Raw genomic sequence first — 18,874 nt, 5'->3', positions numbered from 1 at the left:
TCGTCGTGGTGCCAACCCCCGGCGCCCTGCCTCCGTTGCCGTGATCCTGACCATGAAGACGAGCGGGTGCATATCTGCCCATCGAGCTTCATGGTTCGCCCTGTCCCGTCCGAAGGTTCAGCTCACCCGACTCGACGCCAAGGTCGACATGACGGGTATGCGCTCCCACCGCTGCGGCCGCCGCGAGGAGGCCGGGAGGGAACGGGCGAATCACGGCGCCCGGTCAGGTCGAGGGTTGACCGCGGACCGCACGGCGTATCTAGCATGAAGCGGAGATCGCCGACCGCTGGACAGGTGGAGGTGAGCGTCGTCCCTCCCCGGGGGCCCCTCAGGCTGGGCCCGAGGCGGCCGCGTACACGCCAACGAGCGGAGGGGACGATCCCGATGGCACACGAACTCCAAGGGCAGAAGGTCGCCATCCTCGCCACCGACGGAGTGGAGAGGATCGAACTCGAGGAGCCGCGCGGAGCGCTGTACGGCGCCGGCGCGGCATCCGAGGTCCTGTCCATCCGCCCTGGCGAGATCAGGGCACGCCAGTGGGACATGGATCCCGCCGGAACCATCGCGGTCGACCGCCTGGTGTCCGACGCGAACGTGAACGACTACGACGCGCTGCTGATGCCCGGTGGGACTGTCAACCCTGACCAGCTCCGGATGAACGCCGACGCGGTCACCTTCGTCAAGGCCTTCTGTGCGACAGGCAAGCCGGTAGCCGCGATCTGTCACGGCCCCTGGACCCTGGCGGAGGCAGACGCCGTACGTGGACATCGGCTGACGTCGTGGCCGAGCATCCGCACCGACCTGCGCAACGCCGGCGCCGAAGTGGTGGACGCCGAGGTCTGCATCGACGGGCAGTTCACGACCAGCCGCTCCCCCGCCGACCTGCCGGCGTTCTGCAGCGCGATCGTCGACCAGTTCGCCCGGGCACACGCGGCGGTGTAGTCGGGCGAGGGCGTAGTCGGGCGGAGGTCTAGCGGGGCGGCGCTCAGTGGGCGCCGTGGAAGTCCGTCGGGTCAGATCCGGATGACGCTGCCCTCGTGGTCGACGGCCTCCGCATCGGGGTCGTCGAACCAGCGTCCACCCGAGCCGAGATAGCGAAACCGAAGCTCCTGCCCACGCGCGACCGTCAACGTGACGCTGCGGGTGCCGTTGTTGCGTCGTATGAGACGGTGCCGGCCAGGGGTCCAGTCGTTGAAGGTGCCGACGGCGGACACCGGACCGTCGTGAACGTCATCGGGCAGCACGAGTTGGATCTTGGCCTCGGCGTCGTCCGACGTGGCGAGGATGCGGATGGACACGGGCGCCTCCCGGCAGTGTGCGACGTGCTCGGCCGCATGCTAAGGAACCTGGCGGCCCACCTCGGGTACATGCGTCGGACGACACCCGAACGTCACTGTCCGTCAGCGGTGTTCGGGCGCCGATGCGTCGTGTGGCCGAGGCCGTTGGTCGATCGCAGTGCGGCACGGGACACGACGTCGTGCGTCTGCCGGCTCAGGGTCGCCGTACCAGCGTCTGGTCGTTGGGGCGGATGATGTTCTGGTACGGATCCCCCCAGGGCGGTGGGAGGTATTCGGGGTGCCCGTCGTCGCCCATGCGCACCGTCCAGCCCTTGGTGTGGATCGTGGTGTGGTGGTGTTGGCAGAGGAGGACGCCGTTGTTGAGGTCTGTCGCTCCTCCGTCCACCCAATGCTGGATGTGATGCGGATGTGATGCGCCTCGGTCCACTTCTCCGGCCGTCGGCAGTCGGGGAAGTGGCAGAAGTAGCCGTCGCGTTCGGCCAATGCGTGTCGTTGGGAGGACGTGAACAGCCTGGTCCCTCTGCCGAGGTCGAGGACGGCGCCGTCACCGCCGAGGACGACCGGGATGATCTCGGCGTCACACGCCAGTTGCCGTACCAGCGTCGCTGACAATGGCGGCCCCGTGATCCGGTAACCGATCACCGAGTGTCCCCCGCTCCCGTCCTCGTCCCTGTGGGTCTTTACCTTCAGATGCGCGGGGCCGGAGTCGGTGAGCACGGAGTTGAGGGTGCCGTAGCCGAGCTTCACCACGAGGCCGTCACAGCTGATCGTCACACGGTGAGGCGTGGTCGTGTGCCGCCGCGGGTGGGTGCGCTGGCTGCTGCCTGGGCCAGGACGACGAGTTCGGCGAAGGCGTCGGCCTGCCGTCGTTCGCTGCTGCGCAGGTCCGGCCCGTCGGCACCGGTGGGGCGAGGGCGGGCGAGTGGATCAAGGAGCGCTTGCAGGATCGCGAGGGTGGGGACGTCGAGGCGCATGAACATGGTGCCCATCCCGTCGCGGACCGGGCCGAAGCTCAGGGTCCGGTTCTCCCGGGCGCGGCGTTCCTGTTCTTCCAGTTGTTTGCCGATTCTGCGTTCGGCGTCCTCGGGTGCGATCACTTCGTAGAGGTGTTTGCCGGCCTTGTCCAGGGGATCGGTGTCGAGGGCCTGCGCGCTGTCGAGCAGGAACGCTTCTGCCTCCGCTCGCACCTCCGGACCGGCGTCGTTGGGGAGGCGGCGGATGGCGCGAGCCTGTCAAGTTGTCTGTGTAAGTTGATCTTTTTGGTTGGTTAGTTGATGTGGTGGGTGAGTCGGTCGGGGTAGGCGAGGGCGAGGGCTCCGAGGGCTTGTTTCCAGCCGTTGACGGTGGCGCCTTCGACGAGTCGTGCGGGGGCTTTACGCTTGTTGGCTGGGGTGCCCTGCTCTTTGGCGCGTTGGCGGGCTCGCTTGTCCTCGATGTCGCGGATCGCCAGCCACAACAGCTTGATCACGGCGTCGTCGCTTGGGAAGTGGCCACGATTCTTGATGATCTTGCGGAGTTGGTAGTTCAGCGACTCGATCGCGTTGGTGGTGTAGATGATCCGCCGGACCTCGGGTGGGAAGGCGAGGAAGGGGATGAACCGCTCCCAGGCGTTCTCCCAGGTGGCCACCGTCGCGGGGTATCTGCGGCCGAGTTCGGAGTCGGCGAAGGCCAACAGTTCGGTCTCGGCGGCCTCAGCGGTGGGGGCGGTGTAGATCGGTTTGAGGGCCGCGGCGACCTTCTTGCGGTCGGCGTAGGACACGAACCGCATCGCGGCCCGGATCAGGTGCACCGTGCATGTCTGCACCGTGGTCTGGGGCCAGGTCGCCTCGATCGCCTCGGGGAACCCGGACAGCCCGTCACAACAGACGATGAGCACGTCTCGCACGCCTCGGTTGGCCAGCTCCGCGCACACTCCGGCCCAAAACTTCGCGCCCTCGGTTGCCTGGACCCAGATCCCGAGCACGTGTTTGATCCCGTCCAGGTCCACACCGACGGCGATGTGGGCTGCCCGGTTGCGGACCTGGTGGCCGTCACGGACTTTCACCACCAGCGCGTCGAGGTAGATGATCGGGTAGATCTCCTCCAGCGGGCGGGACTGCCAGGCCTTGACCTCCTCGGCCACGGCATCGGTGACCTTGGAGATGGTCTCGTGTGACAGGTCCGTGCCCAGGGTGCGGGCCAGGTGGTGCTGGATGTCGCGGACGGTCATCCCGCCGGCGTAGAGGGAGATGATCTGCTCGTCCAGCCCACCCAGACGGCGTGAGCCCTTCGGCACCAGCCGCGGCTCGAAGCTGCCGGCACGATCGCGTGGGGTGTCCAAGGCGACCGGCCCGACCTGCGTCTCGACCGTCTTCGGCGTGGTGCCGTTACGGGAGTTCGGTGAGCCACGCCCGGCCGGGTCGCCCTTCGCATAGCCCAGGTGGTCGCTCAGCTCGGCCTGCAGGCCCCGCTCCAACACTGCCTTGACCAGCTCGGGCAAGAACCCGCCCGCACCCGTCAACGCCAGCCCATCACGGTCGACCCGATCCATCAGATCGTCCAACAACCCGGCATCGACCATCTCGTTGACCACCTGCCGCGCCGAACCCGGCACCGACCTCGACTCCCCGAACGGGCCTACCTGCTGCTCATCGGTCATGGACACCTGTGTACTCCTTCAACTCGATAGTTGATCTCCATACACAGACCATCTGACACGTCCGATGGCCGCGTTCGATGACCTGTGCCTGACCCAACGAGATCTCGCTCTCGCCAAGAGCACGACCGGTCGCTTGGATCGTCTGGTCCAGCGCCTTCGCGAGCCGAACTGACACCGACGCCTCACGCCGGCCCGCCCGCGTCACCTGCTGCACCCAGCCCGCCGTGTTGGCGGCACCGGTCAGCTTCCTGACCTCGTTCAGGTCGGCCTGCCGCGTCAGAGACAACCGCAGCGACGCGAGCCTCGCCTCGCAGACAGCGATCTCCCGTAAGGCCGACTCGTACTCGCCCAACGGCAACGACAGGGTCGGGCACTCGATAGCCGCGTCAATGCCCGCACCGACATCGGCAAGCCAAGCCAGCAACGGATGCGCGAAACCCGCACCCCCACCGCTACTGCCGGTGTCGATGTCCATGACCATGACCATGACCAAACCCTAGACCCGACCACCGACAACAACCCCTGCAAAACAAGGGGATTCCGAGCCCACCAGCGAAGGCTTCTTCGAACGCCTTTCCCGTCGGCTTCCCGAACCCTCGGCGAGCAACATCGGACCCAGTCGACCGCCGTACGTACTAGTAGGTACAGTAGCCGCATGAGCACGTCCGACCGCCTGATCGAGAGCGCCCAGGACCTGTTGTGGGAACGCGGCTACGTCGGCACCAGCCCGAAGGCCATCCAGCAGCGGGCCGGCGCCGGCCAGGGCAGCATGTACCACCACTTCACCGGGAAGGCCGACCTCGCGCTCGCCGCGATCCGACGCTCCGCGGCGGAGATGCGTGCGGCCGCCGAGGAGCAGCTCAGCGCCCCCGGCAGCGCCACCGACCGGATCTCCGCGTACCTACGTCGGGAACGCGACGTGCTGCGCGGCTGCCCGATCGGTCGGCTGAGTCAGGACCCGGACATCGTCGCCGACGCCCACCTGCGACAGCCGGTCGACGACACCTTCGCCTGGCTGCGGGGCCGGCTCGCGGAGATCCTCACCGACGGACAGGCCCGGGGAGAGTTCGACCACGCACTCGACCCGGACGACACAGCCGCGACGATCGTCGCGGTGTTGCAGGGCGGCTACGTGCTCGCCCGCGCGGCCGACTCCGCCGACCACTTCGACACCGCGATTCGCGGACTGCTCGGCCTCCTCGGTCGAGCAGGTGGCTCGGCGCGGTAGGAAGCCGAAACGATGCACGCGATGCAGTACGAGATCACGTTGCCCGCCGACTACGACATGGGCATCATCCACGACCGGGTGGCGACCCGAGGGGCCCTGCTGGACACCTTCCCCGGACTCGGGCTCAAGGCCTACTGCGTACGCGAACGGGGCGTCGACGGCTCACCCGTCAACCAGTACGCGCCGTTCTATCTGTGGGTCTCGGTCACCGGCATGAACAGCTTCCTGTGGGGCAGCGGGTTCCGCGGCATCATCTCCGACTTCGGGCGCCCCGTCGTCCAGCACTGGACCGGGCTCGCCTTCCACCCAGGTCCGGCGCTGACATCGACTCCACGGGCCGCCACCCAACACCGGACGCGGATACCGTACGGCGAGGACCCCGCCTCGGTCATCGACCAGGCGTTGGAGCGGGTGACCGGCCTCGCCGCTCACCCAGGCGTGCACTCGACGGCACTCGCGGTCGACCCGCGGCACTGGGAACTCACCCACTTCACCCTCTGGGAACAGACCCCGACCGAGGAGTTCGGCGACCGGTACCAGGTGCTGCACCTGTCCACGCCCCAGTTGCTCGATCTGCGGGTCGGCCGGCAGTGGTGAACGACCCCCATGCGGCAGCACCGGACGAGGTCGACGAAGGCCGGATGAGGACCATTCTCGTCGAAGACTTGTGAGCCGAACGACCCGGCGCAAAGGATCGGCTAGCGACCGTTGCCCGACCCGCACTTCCCGCCGACCCGAAAGGTCATCCGGTGCCGAAGCGCCTCTGGCATGTCCTGCTTCCGTTGGCCCTGACCGCCACGATGCTGACCGGGTGTGGCATCTCGAGCGCGAACACCGGCTCACTGTCGCCGCTATGCCCAGACACCGAGCCGGCGAAGGACGCGGTCACGATCGAATGGTGGCTGCCCTGGGCGAACCCGACCCTCACCAGGGCGGCGCAGGAGTTCAACTGCGAGAACCCGAAGATCCTCGTCAAGATCACGTTGTATCCCGACGTCGGTGACGACCGGCAGGGCAAGTTGCTCGCCGCCACCGTGGGAAGGAGCCAGCCGAACGTCATCATCTCCTACGACGACGTCATCGCCCGCTGGGCGTCGCAGGGAATGATCCAGCCGATGGACGACGCGATCGCCGGGGCCGGAATCAAGGCGGACGACTTCGTTCCAGAGGCCTGGGACTCCGCCCAGTGGCAGGGACACACCTACGGCGTACCCATCGACTGGGATCCCGACAATCTGCTCTGGTACAACAAGAAGGTCTTCGTCGAGGCGGGTCTCGACCCCAATCGTCCGCCGGCCACATGGGCGGAGTTCGAGGAGTACGCGCGACGGATCGACCAGGTGGAGAACGGCACCATCAAGCGGCTCGGGTTCGTCCCGTGGTCCGGCTGGGAGTTCAACGACATCGCGCTCGGCCACCTCTTCGACGCCGGCCTGGAAAGCGGATCCGAACGCCGCGTCGCCCTCAACACCCCCGGGATGCGGAAAGCCCTGGAGTGGGAGGCGTCGATCGCCCGGAAGTTCGGCGGAGCGGCGAAGATCAACAGCTTCACCTCCATCGCCAATGCCACCGGCGCAGCGGCAGATCCGCTCATCTCCGGGCGGGTGGGCATGATGATGGTCGGCGACTGGTACCTCGGTAACCGGCAGATCGTCGGGGCGAAGCGCTTCGAGGAGACCGTCGGTGTCGGGCTGATGCCACCTCCACCGGGCGGTAGGCCCTACCTGTGCCACAGCGGCTGGTCCTTCATGATGCCCCGTGGTGCCGGGAACGTGAAGGAGACGATGGCGTTCGTCACCTGGATGCTGGACGACTCCCGCTTCACGAAGCACTTCGGCGCCGCCCTCGGCTGGGCGCCGGCGAAGCTGTCCACGCGTTCCACGCCGTTCTACGCCAAGGACAAGATGTGGCAGGCGATCCTGACGGCGAACGCGAAGGCCGGACCAGAACGCCAGTGGCTACCGCCGAGCCCGGTCCTCGCGGAGTACTACCGCGCCCTCGGTGACGCCGAGGAGCAGGTCATCAACCTCAAGATGACACCCGCACAAGCGTTGGCCGAGGCCGACTCCATCGTGCAACAGGCGCTCCAGGTCGCCATCACCGAACGAAACTACGGCTGATCTCGGCTGTTCCGAGCACGGCGCTTCGAGACGGGAGGGCGCATGTCCCAGACGGCATCGAGACCGGGCCGAAGGAACACGGCCGACGGTGCACGGACCGAGCGGCCGAAGGGCAGGTTCGGCCTGGTCGGTCAGGAGTGGCGTAACCAGCGCAACGGGATCCTGTTCATCTCGCCATGGATCATCGGGTTCCTGGTCTTCTCCCTCGGCCCGATGCTCGCGTCGTTGTACTTCAGTTTCACGTCGTACAACGTGTTGAAGGCTCCACGCTGGATCGGTCTGCAGAACTACGTCAACATCTTCAGCAACGACCCCTACCTGCGCGACGCTGTGGTCAACACGCTGTATCTCGCGGCGCTGGGGGTCTCCGCCGGCACGCTGCTGTCGCTGGCCCTCGCCATGCTGCTCAACCAGCGGGTGAAGGGGATCGGGATCTACCGCACGCTCTACTACCTGCCCACCATGCTGCCGATCGTGGTGAGCTCGTTCATCTTCCTGCTCGTGCTGGATCCACAGTTCGGTGTGATCAACAATCTGCTCGGCGTGTTCGGTATCCCCGGCCCGGGTTGGTTGCGTTCGCCGGACTGGTCGAAGCCGGCGCTGATCGTCCTTGGCCTGTGGGGCGTCGGCAACAGCGTCGTCATCTATCTGGCGGGGCTGCAGGACGTGCCACGCCACCTGATGGAGGCCGCCGAGGTGGACGGTGCGGGTTGGTGGCAGCGACTGCGCCACGTCACCTTGCCGATGCTGAGCCCGGTCATCTTCTTCAACGTCGTCCTTGCCATCATCGCCGCGTTCCAGAACTTCGTCAGCATCTTCTTCCTCACCGACGGAACAGGCGGACCGGCACGGTCGACCGTCACGTGGGGCCTGCAGATCTACACCAACGCCTTCGTGAACGGTCGGATGGGCTACGCCTCGGCGATGTCGTGGATCATGTTCGTGATCGTCCTGCTCGTGACGTTGGGGTTGTTCCGGCTCGGATCGCACGTCGTCTACTACGAGGGCGGCGACGGCCGCCGCAAGTAGTGCTTGACGCCGTACGCCAGAGCTCACGTCGTACGCCAGGAGTTAGGAGTGGGAACGGTGCCTCGATCCCGGAGTTCCGCGGCGAGCCCCGCGCTGGTGGGCCAGGTCGGACGACACGTCGCGCTGGCCCTGGTGGGACTGGCGTTCATCGTGCCGGTCCTCGCGCTGATCTCGACCTCGCTGAAGACCCAGGAACAGAATCTTCGGATCCCACCGATGTGGATACCGGCGCCGCCGCACTTCGCCAACTACGCGGCGGCGTTCGAGACCGTCCCGATGCTGGTGTTCTTCCGCAACAGCCTCTTCGTCGCGGTCGTGTCGGTGTTCGGCGTCGCCGTGTCGAGCGCCGTCGTGGCGTACGGCTTCTCCCACATACGTTGGCGCGGGCGCAACCTGATCTTCGTGCTGGTGATCAGCACCATGCTGTTGCCCTACGAGGTCACGATGATCTCGCAGTACATCATGTTCGCCAACCTCGGCTGGGTGAACACGTTCCTGCCGCTAACGGTGCCGCACTTCTTCGGCGTGCCGTTCTACATCTTCATGCTCCGGCAGTTCTTCCTGCGGATTCCGGTCGAGATCACCGAGGCGGCACGGATCGACGGCGCGTCGGAGTTCCGGATCTTCGCGCGCATCGTCCTTCCGCTCGCGGTTCCCGCGCTCGCGGTCGTCGCGTTGCTGCAGTTCGTCGCGAGCTGGAACGACTTCCTCGGGCCGCTGATCTACCTGAACGACCCGAACCTCTACACCCTCTCGCTCGGCATGCACTACTTCCGAACCAGCCTCTTCCAGACCGAGCTCGGCCCACAGGCTGCCTACGCGTTCATGATCGCGCTGCCGGTGATCGTGGTCTTCTTCCTGGCCCAGCGCAGGTTCATCCAGGGGATCGCCCTGACCGGGCTGAAGGGCTGACCGCCCTGACCGGGCTGAAGGGTTGAGTCCGAACGCCCGTCCGAGGCGCGAGGCGCTCAGAGCTGGCCGAGGCGAACCTTGACCGACCCACGCGTCTGGTCACGCAGGAACGTGACGGTGACGACCTGACCCGGCCGGTGCTGTGCGACCACCTCGCTGAGCTCGGCGCTGGTCAGCGTCTTCACCGAGTTGATCGCGGTGATCACGTCGCCACGCTGGATGCCGGCCTTCGCGGCACCGCTGCCGGCCCGGACCTCCACGACGCTGACACCGATCGGCGTGCCGGAGGTGTTGGTGACGGTCGCGCCGGTGATGCCCAGCTGGGCGCGACCGGAGTTGACGACCCTGCCGTACTTCACGATCTGCCCGGCGATGCGGGTGGCGGTGTTGCTCGGGATGGCGAAGCCGATGCCGGGCGCGGCGCCGCCGCCGAGCTGGGGGTCGGAGGCGGCCAGCGTCGGGATCCCGATGACCCGGCCGGACAGGTCCACCAGCGCACCGCCGCTGTTGCCCGGGTTGATCGCGGCGGACGTCTGGATCATGCTCGTGATCGTCGCTCCGGCCGCGCCCTCCGCCGGTGGCTCCTGCACCGAACGCCCGACGGCGGAGATGATGCCCTCGGTGACGCTTCCGGACAGCCCGAGCGGGTTTCCCATGGCGAGGACGATCTCGCCCACCCTGGCCCGGCTGGAGTCCGCGAACTCCGCGGGATTAAGCGATGGTGGGTCGTTCAGCTTGATCACGGCGAGGTCGTCGGGTGGGAAGGCCGCGACGAGCCGGGCCGGCAGCGGAGACCCACCCGTGGCGAGCCGCACCTGGAACGTCTTCGCCCGGCCGACGACGTGGGCGTTGGTGACGATGTGTCCCTGCTGGTCGTAGATGATGCCGGACCCGAGGCCCTCACTGGTGGTGATCTGTACGACGGAAGTGAGGACCCGCCGCACGATCGACTCGTAGCTTTGCTGAAGGTTGCTGGCCCCCGGCGCGGTCCCCGCCCCCGCCGGCGGCGTCGGCTCGCTGTCCGCCCCGCCTCCGGTGCAGCCGGTGGTGACGACCGCCAGCACCACGGCCGAGGCGGCGAACTGGACAACCCTCGGTCTGCGCATCTGGGCCTGCTCGCCTCTCCGGGGAACCCCCGGCCAATCGACGGGACGGGTGCCTGGTGGCGGTTCGAGCCTTGCCCTGGGTGTACCCGGGGTCGGCTCGCCTTACTCGGCCGCCGCCCGCCGCGCCGGTCCACGGCGCGCGTTCACCCTTCCGGTGGCGCCGGTCTCGGGCATCATGCTGCCCATGTCACTCGCCCCTGGGTGGCTCTATAACCTGTCTCGGGTCAACCCGTTCCCGTACGTCGTCGACGGCGTCCGGGCCGCGTTCCGGGGCGAGCCGAGCACCGACGCGTTCGTGGTGGGCACGACCGGGGTGGTGGTCCTCGCGATGGTGGCCCGTACGGTGGCGGCCCGGCGAGGCAGGGTGGGCAGGACATGCCAACCGAGCAGCAACCGAAGGTTCCGATCCAGAGTCAACCGGGCGCACCACGCGACCGCCGGATGTCGGGCAGACAGGACGAGAGGGATATGTGTCCAGGCAGATGAAGCCGCGACCTGCCGCCCTCGCCGACATCACCGGACTGCTGATCCGGGCCCAGTCCGGGGAGGCCCGCAAGGTCCTCGTCGAGCTCGACGACGTGCTCGCCCGCGCCCAGAAGGAGCACGCCAACGAGCGTGCCCAGTGGTTGCGTTTCGTGCGCTTCGCCTCCTACCACGAGGTGGGCGAACTCGACCGGGCCGACGAGGTGGCGGCGGAGATGATCCGGCTCGCCGAGCCGCTGGACGAGCGGATCTGGGAGGCGTTCGGGCACGCACTGCGCGGGATGGCGCTGTTGCTGCGGGGCAAGTTCGAGCCCGCCTACGACGAACTCGCCCGCGCCGTGGTCCTGCTGGAGGAGCTCGACACGCCGAGTTACGCCGTCGGGCACGCCATCAACGCCGCCGTCCTCGCCCTCGCCCGCCTCGACCTCTACGAGTTGGCGACGACCTGGCTGGAGCGGCTCTACCGCGTGTCGGTCGAACTCTCCGACGCGATGTTGCAGACGTTGTACGCCTACAACAGCGGCTGGCTGCAACTGCACTGGGCCTCGGAGCTGGAGCTGATCGGTGAGCTCGACGAGGCGCGCGAGCACTACCGCATGGCCCTGACCGCGTTCGAGACCGCACCGGCCGGGGTGGACGCGATCGACCGCTCCTACTGGCCACGCGAGGTCGTGGTGCAGGCCTGCGCGGCCCGCGCCATGCTCGGCGAGGGCGCCAGCGTGATGCCGGAACTCCTGGCCAACCTGGGGGCCGTCGCCGCGACCGAACGCCACGAGGCCACCATGGTCGGCTACCTCGCCATGGCCAGGGCGTTCGCCAACGAGGGCGACACCGACCGGGCGCTGGAGCAGGCGGAGCTCGCCTGCTCCGTCGGCGACCGGCTCCCCCGGCTGCACGTCGTCGCGGCCCGCGCCTACTGGGAGTACGCCGGACTGCTCCGCCAACGCGAGGGATCGACTCCCACGACGGAGGCGTACGCGCAGCTCACCTGGCGGCTGGTCCGCGACCGCTGGGAGGAGCGGCGCGCCCGGGTCCAGTCCTTCGACGAGCGTCTCGACACCGAACGTGTCCGTGACGAGATCCGGCGCCGGGCCGCCGCCTACCTCACCGATCCGCTGACCGGTCTCGGCAACCGCCGGCTGATCGAGATCCGGCTGCCGGAGCTGCTGGTGGAGTCGGCGGCGACGGGGCTTCCGCTCGCGGTGGCGTTCGTGGACATCGACGACTTCAAGAGCGTGAACGACGAGCTGTCCCACCTCGTGGGCGACGACCTGCTCCGTGAGCTCGCCCAGGAGTTGCGCGCCTCGCTGTCCTCCGAGGACGCCATCGCCCGGTTCGGCGGCGAGGAGTTCGTCATCGTGCTCCCGAGCCGCGGCGCCCGTGAGGCGTTCGAGGTCGTCGACCGGCTGCGGCAGCGGGTCGAGGACCGGGTCTGGAACTGTCTGCCGGGTGACCGGCGGATCCGGATCACGGCCGGGCTCGCGCAGTCCTGGCACGGAGCGACCCGGACCCAGCTGCTCGCGGCCGCGGACGAGGCGCTGCTGCGGGCCAAGCGGCAGGGAAAGAACCGCGTCGAGGTCCGCGCCAACCCGTTGCCGGACGAGCCCTGAGTTCGCGCGTACCCGGAATATCCGATCCGTGCGGTCCACGACGACCGCCCGCGCGAGTCCGTGACACCGGTCGGTCCGGGCTTTGGGGGACCTGTCAGGACCAGGCTTTTACGCAGCAAGGCTCGCCGAAACGGTGATGCCCGACGTACGGTCGTCTGCGTGACTCGACCCGCGACTCTCGGCGCCCTGCGCGCCACACCACACCAGCACCGCAGCGTCAAGGAAGAGATCCGCGACAATCTGATCACCGCTCTCCGTAACGGCTCCACCGCCTTCCCCGGCATCGTGGGGTTCGAGGACACGGTCCTGCCGCAACTGGAGCGCGCGCTCCTCGCCGGCCACGACCTGGTCCTGCTGGGCGAGCGCGGGCAGGGCAAGACCCGCCTGATGCGCACCCTCGTCAGCCTGCTCGACGAGTGGACCCCGGTCGTCGAGGGCTGCGAGATCAACGACCACCCCCACGCTCCGGTCTGTACCCGTTGTCGACGGCTCGCCGCCGAGCTTGGTGACGACCTTCCGGTGACCTGGAAGCACCGAGAGGAGCGGTACGGCGAGAAGCTCGCCACCCCCGACACCAGCGTCGGTGACCTGGTGGGCGACGTCGACCCCGTACGCGTCGCGGAGGGCCGCACGCTCGGTGACCCGGAGACCATCCACTACGGCCTCGTACCCCGCACCAACCGCGGCATCTTCGCCCTGAACGAGCTGCCTGACCTCGCCGAACGCATCCAGGTGGCGCTCTTCAACGTGCTCGAGGAGCGCGACATTCAGGTCCGTGGTTACATCCTGCGACTGCCGCTCGACCTGCTGCTGGTCGCCTCGGCCAACCCCGAGGACTACACCAACCGTGGCCGCATCATCACGCCGCTGAAGGACCGCTTCGGCGCCGAGATCCGTACGCACTACCCACTCGAGGTCGTCGAGGAGCTCGTGCTGATCCGCCAGGAGGCACAGCTCGGTGCTCCCGTACCCGACTTCCTGATCGAGGTGGTGGCCCGGCTGACGCGGGGCCTGCGCGAGTCCCCGTCCATCGACCAGCGCTCGGGCGTGTCCGCCCGGTTCGCGATCACCGCGGCGGAGACCGTCGGCGCCTCGGCCCTGCGCCGCGCGGCGCTGACCGGCGAGAGCGACCCGGTGGCGCGGGTCTGCGACGTGCCCGGTGTCCTGCCCACCCTGCACGGCAAGGTGGAGTTCGAGATGGGCGAGGAGGGTCGCGAACAGGAGATCTTCGTTCACCAGCTCCGGGTCGCGATCGCCGAGACGTTCCGGGAGCGGCTGCGTGGCCTCGACCTGAGCGGCTTCAGCAACCACTTCGCCGAGGGAACGACAGTGGAGACGGGCGAGCTGACCCGCGGCGACGAACTCCTCGACCAGCTCGGGACGGTCCCCGGGCTCGCGAAGGTGCTCGACCGGCTCGACCTCGGTGACGCCGCTTCGCCGGGCGAGGTGGCCTCGGCGGTGGAGTTCGTGCTCGAGGGGCTGCACCTCACCAGGCGGCTCGCCAAGGAGACCGTGGACGGCGTGACGTACTACGGCGCCTGACGTCGAGCGCTCCAGCCCCGCGGACGCAACATCGCTCGCGGACGCACCGGCGCCGGACCGACCGGCGCCCCGCACCACTCAGAGTCCCGAACCACCCAGAGGAGGACGGGCGCCTTGAGCGCACGGAAGTTCCGCTACGGGCCGTGGGACAACGGCCCCGACCCGCTCGCCTCGCCCTACGACATCCGCGAGGCGCTCGACCAACTCGGCCGCGACGTCCTGTCCGGCGCGAGCCTGCGCGAGGCCCTGCGCGACCTGCTGCGGCGCGGTCCGCAGGGCCGCCGCGGACTCGACGACCTGCTCGCGAGCGCCCGCCGGCGGCGCGAGCAGGCGCGCCGGCGCGGCGACCTGGCCGGAACCCTCGACCGCGTACGCCAGATGCTCGACCAGGCGCTCGCCGCCGAGAAGGACACCCTGGCGCGTGACCCGAGTGACGACGCGCGACTCCAGGAGATGGAGCTCGACACGCTCCCTGACGACACGGCTCGCGCGGTGCGTGAGCTCTCGCCGTACAACTGGCGTTCGCAGGAGGGTCGGCAGACCTACGAACAGATCCAGGCGATGCTGCGCCGGGAGGTACTCGACGCGCAGTTCGCCGGGATGAAGCAGGCACTGTCCGGCGAGGACCCGGCCGCGAGCCAGGCCGTCCGCGACATGCTCGGCGACCTCAACCCGCTGCTCGCCGCGCACGCCCGCGGTGAGGACACGACCGACCGGTTCGCGCAGTTCATGGAACGGCACGGGGAGTTCTTCCCCGAGAACCCCGCCAACACCGACGAACTCGTCGATCTGCTGGCACGACGCGCCGCCGCGGCCGAACGCCTGATGCGGTCGTTGTCGCCGCAGCAGCGCGACGAGCTGGCCCAGCTGATGGCACAGGCACTCGGCGACGCGGACCTCGCCTCCCAGCTCGGACAACTCCGCGACAACCTGCGCGCGCTCCGGCCCGGCCTCGACTGGGACAGCCGCGCCCGGATGCGAGGACAGCAGCCACTCGGCTACGGCGAGGCGGTCGAGGCGGTCGCCGACCTCGCCGACCTGGAGGCACTCAGCGAACAGCTCGGCCAGGAACACCCCGGCGCGACCCTCGACGACGTGGACGTCGAGGCGTTGGAACGCCAGCTCGGCTCCGAGGCGGCGATCGACATGCGGGCGTTGCGCGACCTGGAGCGCGAGCTCGAGCGGCAGGGCTACGTCGCCAGGGGCTCCGACGGCCTCCGCCTCACCCCGAAGGCGCTCCGCCGACTCGGCGAGGCCGCCCTGCGGCGGGTCTTCCAGCAGATCTCCACCAGCGGGCGCGGCGACCACGACGACCACCGCACCGGCGCGGCCGACGAGCCGACCGGGAGCAGCCGGGAGTGGCGCTTCGGCGACGAGCACCCGATCGACGCGACGCGGACGGTCCACAACGCCGTACTCCGGTCGGCGACGGAGCGCCGCTCCTCGGTGTCGCTGTCGGTGGAGGACTTCGCGATCGCCGAGACCGAACGCCGTTCCTCCGCCGCGGTCGCGCTGTGCGTCGACCTGTCGTACTCCATGGTCCAGGAGGGCCGCTGGGGCCCGATGAAGCAGACCGCGCTCGCGCTGTCCCACCTGATCGCGACCCGGTTCCGGCAGGACGCGCTGGAGATCATCGGTTTCGACCGGGTGGCCCGCCGCCTCTCCCCCGTCCAGCTGGCCGACATCGAGCCCGACTGGATCCAGGGCACCAATCTCCAGCACGCGCTCATGCTCGCCGGGCGACACGTACGGCGGCATCCCGACGCGGAGCCGGTGATCCTGGTCGTCACGGACGGCGAACCCACCGCGCACCTGGAGCCGGACGGCTCGCCGTTCTTCTCCTGGCCGACGACGCACGAGACGCTTCGCGCGACGATCAAGGAGGTCGACGCGCTGGCGAGGTACGGCGCCACGCTCAACCTCTTCATGCTCGGTGAGGACGAGGGTCTGGCCCGATTCGTCGATGCGGTCGCGCGGCGAAGCGGGGGCCGGGTGTTCACGCCCGACCTGACCAGCTTGGGTGATTTCGTCGTGTCCGACTACCTCCGGTCCAGGCGAGGGTTCCGCCGGTCGGCATGAACCCAGAGTCACCGCCTACTCTTGAGGGTTATGTACGACCGCTTGGTGTGGATCGACTGTGAGATGACAGGGCTCGACCTGGGAGCCGACGCGCTGATCGAAGTGGCCGCCCTCGTCACCGACGGACAGCTCAACGTCCTCGGTGACGGCGTCGACCTGGTGGTGAAGCCGCCGCAGCAGGCCTTGGAGCAGATGCGTGAGGTCGTGCGCACCATGCACACCTCCTCCGGGCTGCTGGACGAGCTCGCCGAGGGGATCTCCCTCGCGGAGGCGGAGGAGCGGGTCCTGTCCTACGTCCGCACCTACGCGCCCGAGCCCAGGAAGGCGCCCCTGGCCGGCAACACCGTGGCCACGGACCGCGCCTTCCTGGCCCGCGACATGCCCAACCTCGAGCAGCACCTGCACTACCGCATCGTCGACGTCTCCTCGATCAAGGAGCTGGCCCGACGGTGGTACCCCCGGGCATACTTCGCGAGTCCCGCCAAGGTCGGCAACCACCGGGCCCTGGCCGACATCCGCGAGTCGATCGACGAGCTCCGCTACTACCGCGCCGCGGTCTTCGTACCCCAGCCCGGGCCGGACACGACCGCCGCGAAGGCGATCGCCGACGACATCGTGGGCCACCCGACCCGGTCCGGACCGGCCACCGACGCGGGCGGTCAGGCAGCCGCCGGACCTGCCACCGACACCACCGCCGACACCGGGGCCTGATCTCGTTGCAGGGCCCCACCGGGCCTTGGCTATACTTTTCCCGCCGCAGAGATAATCTGCGGCAGTCGTTCGTAGGGGGTTCACTCCACCTACGACGTGGTGGGTGTAGCTCAGCTGGTAGAGCACTGGGTTGTGATCCCAGGTGTCGCGGGTTCGAGCCCCGTCACTCACCCCACGGCTGACCTGCGGAAACGCAGCGAGTGTGGATGGGAAGATCGGTTCCCATCCACACTCGGCCACTAGGATCAGCCTCATGGCCAGCCTCCGCGAACTCGTCTGGGCAGACGGCAAGACCACCACCCACCAGGTGCGTTGGCGCGAGAACGGCAGCGAACGGTCCATGACCTTCGACGACCGGAAGGTCGCCGACCTGTACCGGCTCTACCTCGAAGCCGAAGGGTCCGCCGCCGCCGACCAGTGGCTCGACCGGCAGACCGCCACCACGATCGAGCAGGTCACCACCCTCGACGCGATGATGGCCCACTACATCGAGCACCTCACCTCGGTCTCCGACGGCACCCGCGCCGAGTACACCCGCCTCTACGCCCGCACCTACGGCGCCGACACGGCCGGAATCGGCACACTCCCCGTCGATGCGATCAACCGCGACAAGGTGTCCCGGGCGACCAACACCCTCCTCGGGCGCGGTCTCTCTCAGAAGTCGATCAAGAACGCCCGCGCTCTGCTGACCGCCGCATTCTCCTACGCCGTGGAGCACGACGACTTCCCGGTCAAAACGAACCCATGCCGGCGGATCCGGCTCCCCCAGGCAGGCGACGAGGACGCCGGCGAGGTCTGCTACCTCACCCGCGGCGAGTTCGCGGCCCTCTACAACCAGCTCCCCGACTACTGGCAGCCGCTCGTGCTGACCCTCGTCGGCACCGGCATGCGGTGGGGTGAGGCGACCGCGCTACGTGTCCGCGACGTCGATCCGGACGCCGGAACGATCCGGATCACCCGGGCGTGGAAACGGGTACCGGGCGGCTGGGAGATCGGCCCGCCCAAGACCCGCAAGTCCCGCCGCACGATCACCATGCCGCCAGAGTTGGTCGACGTGCTCCGACCGCTGCGGGGTGGCCGGCCCGCCGACGACTGGCTGTTCACGGCCCGCCGCGGCGTCGCCCACGTGCACCACGCGAACTTCCGGCAGCGGGTGTGGGTGCCGGCCAGGACGCGGGCACAGCTGTGCGACACCCATTGCGACGCCGAGCTCGCAGCCGCGAAGGCGGCCGGCCGGGACCCGCAGCCGTGCGGATGCCCCGGCACCCTCACCAAGACGCCCCGCATCCACGACCTGCGTCACACCCACGTCTCCTGGCTCATCGACGCGGGGATCGGCCTGGTCGCCATCCAGCAGCGGCTGGGCCACGAGTCGATCCAGACCACGATCGACGTCTACGGCGACCTCATGCCAGACCTGCAGGCGCAGGCAGCACAAGCGGCGTCGCATGCGCTCGCAGGTCTTCGCGAGCTTCCCCCTGTCTAGGTTCGACCCGCCAGCGACCGTCTGGCCGACGGCGTACAGGCGTTCAGACGCAGCGGTCAACCGGAAGCTGAACTCGGAACCCGCGGATTAAAAGAGGGCCGACCAGCCCCGAGCGAGCTGTCTGACGTCTGCTGACCTGGCCCTTTGCCTGTCTGGACTGTCACGGATGGCCCCCGACGACGGCGTTTCATTGACAAAACCATTGACAGACCGCCCCTCCGTCAAGCGAACTCGCGATCCATCGCCAGCCCTCCTCGGGCACCGAGGCCGGCGACACTGGGTCCCTGACAAGGGTTGAGCCCGCCCGTGCGCCATCGCCTGCGGCACTCAGTCGACGGTGCCCATCCAGGCGGAGGTGTCGTGTCCGCCGCACGCAGGTTACGGCTCCTGCGCGGCCTAAACGGCGTAGAAGCCCCATCCGTTACGTCGAGCGACAGAACCGGACAATCTGTCACCGACTTCTTTACTTTGAGTATCTACATAAGTACGTTCAGCGCTGTCCGTTTTGCCATCGAACGCGCGGTTCGATCCTGGTGACGACTGCTCGGAGTTGATCTGGCCACGGATCCGGACCACTCCTACCGCCGCCAGTCCCGCGTAATGAGGAGGCAGAGTTGAACGTCTTGTCCCGT

General features: G+C 68.5%; 18 protein-coding genes and 1 tRNA gene. 12 read left to right on the top strand and 7 right to left on the bottom strand.

The window, feature by feature from the left end:
- Positions 1–384 precede the first annotated feature (384 nt).
- Positions 385–942: a type 1 glutamine amidotransferase domain-containing protein gene (locus tag HEB94_RS24315; protein WP_192752033.1), complete on the top strand. Its 558-nt coding sequence runs from the start codon at positions 385–387 to the stop codon at positions 940–942.
- A 71-nt stretch (positions 943–1,013) separates the two neighbouring features.
- Here the strand turns inward: HEB94_RS24315 and HEB94_RS24310 are convergent, their stop codons facing one another.
- The 5 genes from HEB94_RS24310 to HEB94_RS24290 all read right to left on the bottom strand — a co-directional run bounded on the left by HEB94_RS24310 (position 1,014) and on the right by HEB94_RS24290 (position 4,423).
- Positions 1,014–1,298 (bottom strand): early set domain-containing protein, encoded by a 285-nt coding sequence (locus HEB94_RS24310; RefSeq protein ID WP_192752032.1) that lies wholly within the window; start codon positions 1,296–1,298, stop codon positions 1,014–1,016.
- A gap of 193 nt (positions 1,299–1,491) precedes the next feature.
- On the bottom strand, positions 1,492–1,683 hold the full coding sequence (locus HEB94_RS50970; RefSeq protein ID WP_337917957.1) for a hypothetical protein: 192 nt from the start codon (positions 1,681–1,683) through the stop codon (positions 1,492–1,494).
- Positions 1,684–2,068: 385 nt separating this feature from the next.
- Positions 2,069–2,518, bottom strand: coding sequence for a DUF222 domain-containing protein (locus HEB94_RS52665; RefSeq protein WP_337918550.1), 450 nt, complete (start codon positions 2,516–2,518; stop codon positions 2,069–2,071).
- Positions 2,519–2,565: 47 nt separating this feature from the next.
- Positions 2,566–3,828, bottom strand: a complete 1,263-nt coding sequence (locus HEB94_RS24295; protein ID WP_420481602.1) for an IS256 family transposase — start codon at positions 3,826–3,828, stop codon at positions 2,566–2,568.
- A gap of 97 nt (positions 3,829–3,925) precedes the next feature.
- Positions 3,926–4,423, bottom strand: a complete 498-nt coding sequence (locus HEB94_RS24290; protein ID WP_192752030.1) for a DUF222 domain-containing protein — start codon at positions 4,421–4,423, stop codon at positions 3,926–3,928.
- Between the two features lie 168 nt (positions 4,424–4,591).
- Here HEB94_RS24290 and HEB94_RS24285 point away from each other — a divergent pair, with 168 nt between their 5' ends.
- The 5 genes from HEB94_RS24285 (at position 4,592) to HEB94_RS24265 (ending at position 9,225) form a co-directional block, all read left to right on the top strand.
- Positions 4,592–5,164 (top strand): TetR/AcrR family transcriptional regulator, encoded by a 573-nt coding sequence (locus HEB94_RS24285; protein ID WP_192752029.1) that lies wholly within the window; start codon positions 4,592–4,594, stop codon positions 5,162–5,164.
- A gap of 21 nt (positions 5,165–5,185) precedes the next feature.
- Positions 5,186–5,761, top strand: a complete 576-nt coding sequence (locus HEB94_RS24280) for a DUF4865 family protein (RefSeq protein WP_238361610.1) — start codon at positions 5,186–5,188, stop codon at positions 5,759–5,761.
- A 152-nt stretch (positions 5,762–5,913) separates the two neighbouring features.
- Positions 5,914–7,284, top strand: coding sequence for an extracellular solute-binding protein (locus HEB94_RS24275; protein ID WP_192752027.1), 1,371 nt, complete (start codon positions 5,914–5,916; stop codon positions 7,282–7,284).
- Positions 7,285–7,326: 42 nt separating this feature from the next.
- Positions 7,327–8,313 (top strand): carbohydrate ABC transporter permease, encoded by a 987-nt coding sequence (locus HEB94_RS24270; protein ID WP_192752026.1) that lies wholly within the window; start codon positions 7,327–7,329, stop codon positions 8,311–8,313.
- 57 nt (positions 8,314–8,370) lie between these two features.
- Positions 8,371–9,225: an ABC transporter permease subunit gene (locus HEB94_RS24265; protein WP_192752025.1), complete on the top strand. Its 855-nt coding sequence runs from the start codon at positions 8,371–8,373 to the stop codon at positions 9,223–9,225.
- A 56-nt stretch (positions 9,226–9,281) separates the two neighbouring features.
- Here HEB94_RS24265 and HEB94_RS24260 read toward each other — a convergent pair whose 3' ends face one another.
- A complete protein-coding gene (locus tag HEB94_RS24260) occupies positions 9,282–10,331 on the bottom strand; it encodes a S1C family serine protease (protein ID WP_192752024.1) in 1,050 nt (349 codons plus the stop codon).
- Positions 10,332–10,538: 207 nt separating this feature from the next.
- Positions 10,539–10,748, bottom strand: a complete 210-nt coding sequence (locus tag HEB94_RS24255) for a hypothetical protein (protein WP_192752023.1) — start codon at positions 10,746–10,748, stop codon at positions 10,539–10,541.
- Positions 10,749–10,813: 65 nt separating this feature from the next.
- Between HEB94_RS24255 and HEB94_RS24250 the strand changes: the two genes are divergently transcribed.
- The 6 genes from HEB94_RS24250 (at position 10,814) to HEB94_RS24225 (ending at position 18,242) form a co-directional block, all read left to right on the top strand.
- Entirely contained in the window at positions 10,814–12,424 is a 1,611-nt protein-coding gene (locus HEB94_RS24250) for a GGDEF domain-containing protein (protein ID WP_192752022.1), read from the top strand.
- A gap of 159 nt (positions 12,425–12,583) precedes the next feature.
- Positions 12,584–13,966 (top strand): magnesium chelatase ATPase subunit I, encoded by a 1,383-nt coding sequence (locus HEB94_RS24245; protein WP_192752021.1) that lies wholly within the window; start codon positions 12,584–12,586, stop codon positions 13,964–13,966.
- 114 nt (positions 13,967–14,080) lie between these two features.
- Positions 14,081–16,045 carry a vWA domain-containing protein gene (locus HEB94_RS24240; protein ID WP_192752020.1) on the top strand — a complete coding sequence of 655 codons (1,965 nt, stop codon included), beginning with the start codon at positions 14,081–14,083 and terminating at the stop codon, positions 16,043–16,045.
- Positions 16,046–16,075: 30 nt separating this feature from the next.
- Positions 16,076–16,756, top strand: a complete 681-nt coding sequence (gene orn, locus HEB94_RS24235) for an oligoribonuclease (RefSeq protein ID WP_192752019.1) — start codon at positions 16,076–16,078, stop codon at positions 16,754–16,756.
- Positions 16,757–16,855: 99 nt separating this feature from the next.
- Positions 16,856–16,931, top strand: a tRNA-His gene (locus HEB94_RS24230).
- Positions 16,932–17,009: 78 nt separating this feature from the next.
- Positions 17,010–18,242 (top strand): tyrosine-type recombinase/integrase, encoded by a 1,233-nt coding sequence (locus HEB94_RS24225; protein ID WP_192752018.1) that lies wholly within the window; start codon positions 17,010–17,012, stop codon positions 18,240–18,242.
- Positions 18,243–18,874 lie beyond the last annotated feature (632 nt).

This window comes from Actinopolymorpha pittospori (genome assembly GCF_014873875.1).
In the GTDB taxonomy this organism is placed as follows: domain Bacteria; phylum Actinomycetota; class Actinomycetes; order Propionibacteriales; family Actinopolymorphaceae; genus Actinopolymorpha; species Actinopolymorpha pittospori.
This window is presented reverse-complemented; position numbering and strand designations above follow the sequence as displayed.